The organism is Arcicella sp., from assembly GCF_964672035.1.
Genome location: NZ_CBABQS010000154.1, coordinates 1 through 4343 on the forward strand (window position 1 = coordinate 1; position 4343 = coordinate 4343).

Consider the following 4343-nt stretch of genomic DNA (forward strand, 5'->3'; position numbering starts at 1 on the left):
TATTAATAACTGGTTCGTTAAGAATAGGCAAATCTTTTTTCTTTTGTGGTGGTAGTGTAACTGCCATATCTTTAATTGGTTGAATTGCTGAAAATATAAGTAAACAAGTTATTTAACTCTGCTGATGCTTTTTCATCTGGTGGATTTAACTCTACTATTCCTAAGCCTTTCCCTGCTGCATGGGAAAATGCTTTTCTATTTCCCAAAGGATTTGGGACGTAGTTCATTCCTTCACATTGCATCAAAATTTCTGCTGCTTCGTCATTATCTGCTCCTCTTGGGTCGGCACGATTAAGGAATGTATAAACGTGGAGAGCATCAGGTTTAACTGCCCGTATTTCACCAACTAAATTTTGTACTTTATAAACTGTCCAAATATCAAAACTTCTTGGATTAAATGGTACTAAATAATAATCTGAAATTACCAAAGCGGCTCTTTGACTGGTGGTATCTCTTCCTCCCGTATCAATAACGATATGCTCGTATTTAGTTTTAAGTTTAGTTACTTGGGTTCGTACTGATTCCCCTGTAAGTTTTATGGAAGTGTACCCCATTTCATCGCCAACATTTTGTTCTCGCCATGCTGAAAAATCAGTTGCGGTTTCTTGCTCGTCTGCATCTACCAACAAAACATCAGTCCCTTTTTGAGCTAACCAAATAGCTAAGTTAGTGGCAATTGTTGTTTTACCACTTCCTCCTTTTATGCCTCCAATAGTATAAATCATAGTGCTGTTTTTAGTGTTGTTTCTAACACTAATTTTAGTGTTAATTTTAGCACCAAATTTAACACTAATTTTAATGTTAAAAAAATATTATAACTAATTGATTACAAATATTTTATAAAATTAATATTCTAAAAACCTACACCCACAAACCAAACATTGAATTTCTAAATCAGGTTTACCCCAAACCCGATTATCACAGGCACAAACGTATTTAGCCTTTACCCCTGCACGGCTTTGTGAAGCGGTTTTTCCGATGCCAAAAAAAGAGGAGATTGATACATCTTTCCCTTTATAAATGGGCTGTGGTGAAGTCCTTTTCAACCATGCCAATACCGTTTCTACTTCCTCGTCTTCGTCTTCAATATACATCGCTATTTCTCGATTCAAACGATAGGGGAGGGTCAAACGTTTTAAATCATCTTCACTAATGTTGTTAAACACTTTTTCAAATGCTCCCTCTCTGAGTATATAATGACTCATTAATTGACCCGTCCGCAAACCACCTTCCTCGCCTGTATCGGAGGGCATTAAACCCAAAGATTCCATTTTGTCTGCCCATTGGCGATTGTGGTAACATTGGCGAGAAGTTTTCCCAAAATCATGCTGCCAAAGATGCACCATTTCGTGTATCAAGGTGGAGTGCCAGGATTTATCGGAGCGATACAAAGAATCTGGATTGATGGATATTTCGTGTAGGGTAAAATTAAAAGAACGTACAAAAATCGTCGCGGGTCTGGTAGAATTTTTCTCCTTGATAATTGTTTAGGCTACACGATTCTCAGGAGCTTCATTCTAAATTTTAGCGAGTTAATTTGAGAGCCATAATTGCTTGCAGGTCAAAGACATGACTAACTTCTGTATCTGAAAAGTCATACATTCCTAAAAGATTGATGTGCCGCCAAGTATGCGTGGACGATTTTGCAATAATGGCTAAAAGTGATTGCTTTTCTTGCTCCGTTTTGCATTGGCTCAGTTTCTCAGAAAGTAACAGAAGATTAAAATAATTGATGGCATTCATGATTAATCGTTTACACCCTTCTGCTTTGAGTTGGTCTTCGTAGGAAGCCCAAATGAGTTGCTGATTATTGCCATGCGTTACTGCGGAAGCAAGGTTGTTGGAATGTTCCGTTTTGGATAAAACACCCTCTACGGACTTTCTGAGGGATGGTAAGTCCATAACTCGTAGGGTATAATCTGTTCTGTAAAGTCTTCCCAAGTCCGTCAGAGCCTTATAAAGAGGATGTTGCCTTGCATAAGAATTGAGCCTTTTGAACAAGGTCGAGGCTTTATTATAACCTAATTTAATAGTGGCAGTCATCCGTAGAATTTCATCCCATTGAGCGACCAAATGTTCATAATCAATTTTGGCATTGGGAGAGATTTTATAATCCAATTCTTTAAAAGTCCAGATGGCATCAATGGCGTAAAGGTTTCGTTTATAAAGTCCTGCTAATCGAGGGCGAAACTCAATACCAATTAAGCCTGTAATGGCTGAAACAGGCTCGGTATACCCATGTGTGTCCGTAGAATGGGCATCTGGGGTAATAACTTCGTTGTACGTAAGCATATTTAAGAGATAGTGGGCTTCTCTATCCGAAGCACTGAAAACGGTTGAAATAATGAGTTGCCCCGCTTCGTCTAAATGAGAATAAACCGTGATGCCTTTGCCACTACCAAAATATTTGAAAGAGGCAGAAGCTCGCAGAGACGGTACTGAAATGTCATATTTCTGCCCATCACTACCCGTATGAACAAATCCTGATTGCTGTCTAAAAAAGTCGATGATTGGTAATTTATTACTCATGGAAAGAATTAAATCGTTGGCTTTCAAGGTCATTTCTGGGGAAAAATAATGCGTTGCTACAGTTTCAAGGGTATTTTTGGCAATATTTCTTGAAATATCTCCCATCTCAGAGATACCAATGTTTTCTCCAAATCCAATAATTGCCGCATAGAAAATGTTATTCCCAGGGCGAGTTGGAACGTAGTGTTCCGTTTTATGCTGAAAAGCCTCCAAAAAACCTGTGAGTTGATTAATTTGAATAAGTACCTGCAACAAAGGAATTGACCGATTGGGCGGATAAAGCAAGCGATTATCAATGGGAATATTATCACCTTCGGCTTTGTAGCGATGCAAGTGCCACTGTCCATCTTTATCAAAATATACATCCTTATTCTCCGACAAGCGGTCGTTAGTTACCATAAACTGGTGATTTAGTTTATCATTGAGGCTTAAAAGTGTTTGGGCAGCACTGCTATGTTTGGTTAGATTGGCTTTCTCTAAAAAGGCTTCTTTGTGCTTATTCCATTGATTACGAGGAATTAAGTACTCATCAAAACTTCGGTACTCATAACAGGAAATGACGTTCAATGAACCCGCTTTGATATGTTCTTTAATCTCTCTGAAAAGCAAAGCCTTGTAAAGCGAAATACGTAATTTACCAGAATCAGTAAAGATTTTTTGTCTTTCATCCATGCTCAAAAAATCAATCGGCAATTTATTACTGTGACTAATATCCCCATTCTTTAGTTGGAAATAAGTCACGGCTTTTCCTATATCTTCTTGAGATTTTTCAATGTCAAAAACTAATGCTACGACAATATGAGTCACTCGATTTTGTAATTTGATGGACTCTTTTTCAAGCGATTTATAATAATCATCCCGATTGGAAATGGGTTGATTGACCTTTTTTAACTCAATTAATCGTAGTTGGTCTTCATCCAAGGCTGGCTTTTTTACTCGTTTTTGAATAATTAATTGCCTGATTTGTTCGACTTTCTGGCTATCATCGGTTTGTACATTTTCAATAATCGTTTCAATATCTCCCAAAGCATCAATGTGCGTGGTACTACGTCGAGAAACCTGATTAGCTAATTGTGCATTGGCAAAACGATTGTTGTAATGTTCTTCTTTAAGTCTCTCTTCGGCATCATTAAAAGTCGAAGTTACGGCACTATTCAAGGTCAAAATTAGGGCATCCCCTAAACTAAAATATTGGTGAATCACGAAAGCAATTAATTGCAAATAATGCTCATTTACCCTTTTGAGGGCTTGGGAAGATTGATTATCCAAAATATAGTCGGCCAGGTAACGTATAGTGGCATCCGAAAGTTTTAGTTTTTTGATAATGGACTGCAATTGTTGGTATTTGAACTTTAAGGCTATAAATAATTCAAGTCTTTCCTTTATTTGCATGGGTTGCATGGATTGCGTTATTCTTTTGAAAAAGGTTAATCCATATCGTCCGTAGCCATTCTTTTTCTCGGAACCTTCTATTATCTGTTTCTGAGCGAGTTGCTCTAATAAATCCCTGTCAATTTCCAATAAATAGGTTTGAATGATGGCTTCTAAGTCTTTGGCAAATGTGTCAAGAGCTTTAGTAACAATCTCCCGTAAGGCATTATACGTAGGAATTTCAATTCTCTTTTCTTGAAGAAAAGAAACCAGAGAATCAAAAATTAGAGTCGGCTTAGTTTGTAGATAAGTGAGCCGTTTTGCTTCTTGATATAACAAGGCTTGATACTCCGTACTGAAAGCGGCGATACTAAATTCTCTAAGAATTTCCTCTTGGTGGCGATAACTGGTTCGACTGTGGGCATAGTCAATCATACTAATAT

The 4343-nt window shown here is 37.5% G+C and carries 3 protein-coding genes; all 3 read right to left on the reverse strand.

All coding sequences use genetic code 11. The features are described from left to right. Positions 1-71: 71 nt before the first annotated feature. Positions 72-725: an AAA family ATPase gene (locus tag AC1W31_RS20595; RefSeq protein ID WP_481736383.1), complete on the reverse strand. Its 654-nt coding sequence runs from the start codon at positions 723-725 to the stop codon at positions 72-74. Positions 726-845: 120 nt separating this feature from the next. Further along, positions 846-1484, reverse strand: a complete 639-nt coding sequence (locus tag AC1W31_RS20600) for a SprT-like domain-containing protein (RefSeq protein ID WP_481736385.1) — start codon at positions 1482-1484, stop codon at positions 846-848. Between the two features lie 40 nt (positions 1485-1524). After that, a partial coding sequence (locus AC1W31_RS20605) for a Tn3 family transposase (RefSeq protein ID WP_481736384.1) occupies positions 1525-4343 on the reverse strand: 2819 nt, incomplete at its 5' end.

What these genes read in the sequence shown, in the direction of transcription:
- AC1W31_RS20595 (WP_481736383.1), bottom strand. Translation starts at nt 725, where the DNA reads ATGATTTATACTATTGGAGGCATAAAAGGAGGAAGTGGTAAAACAACA.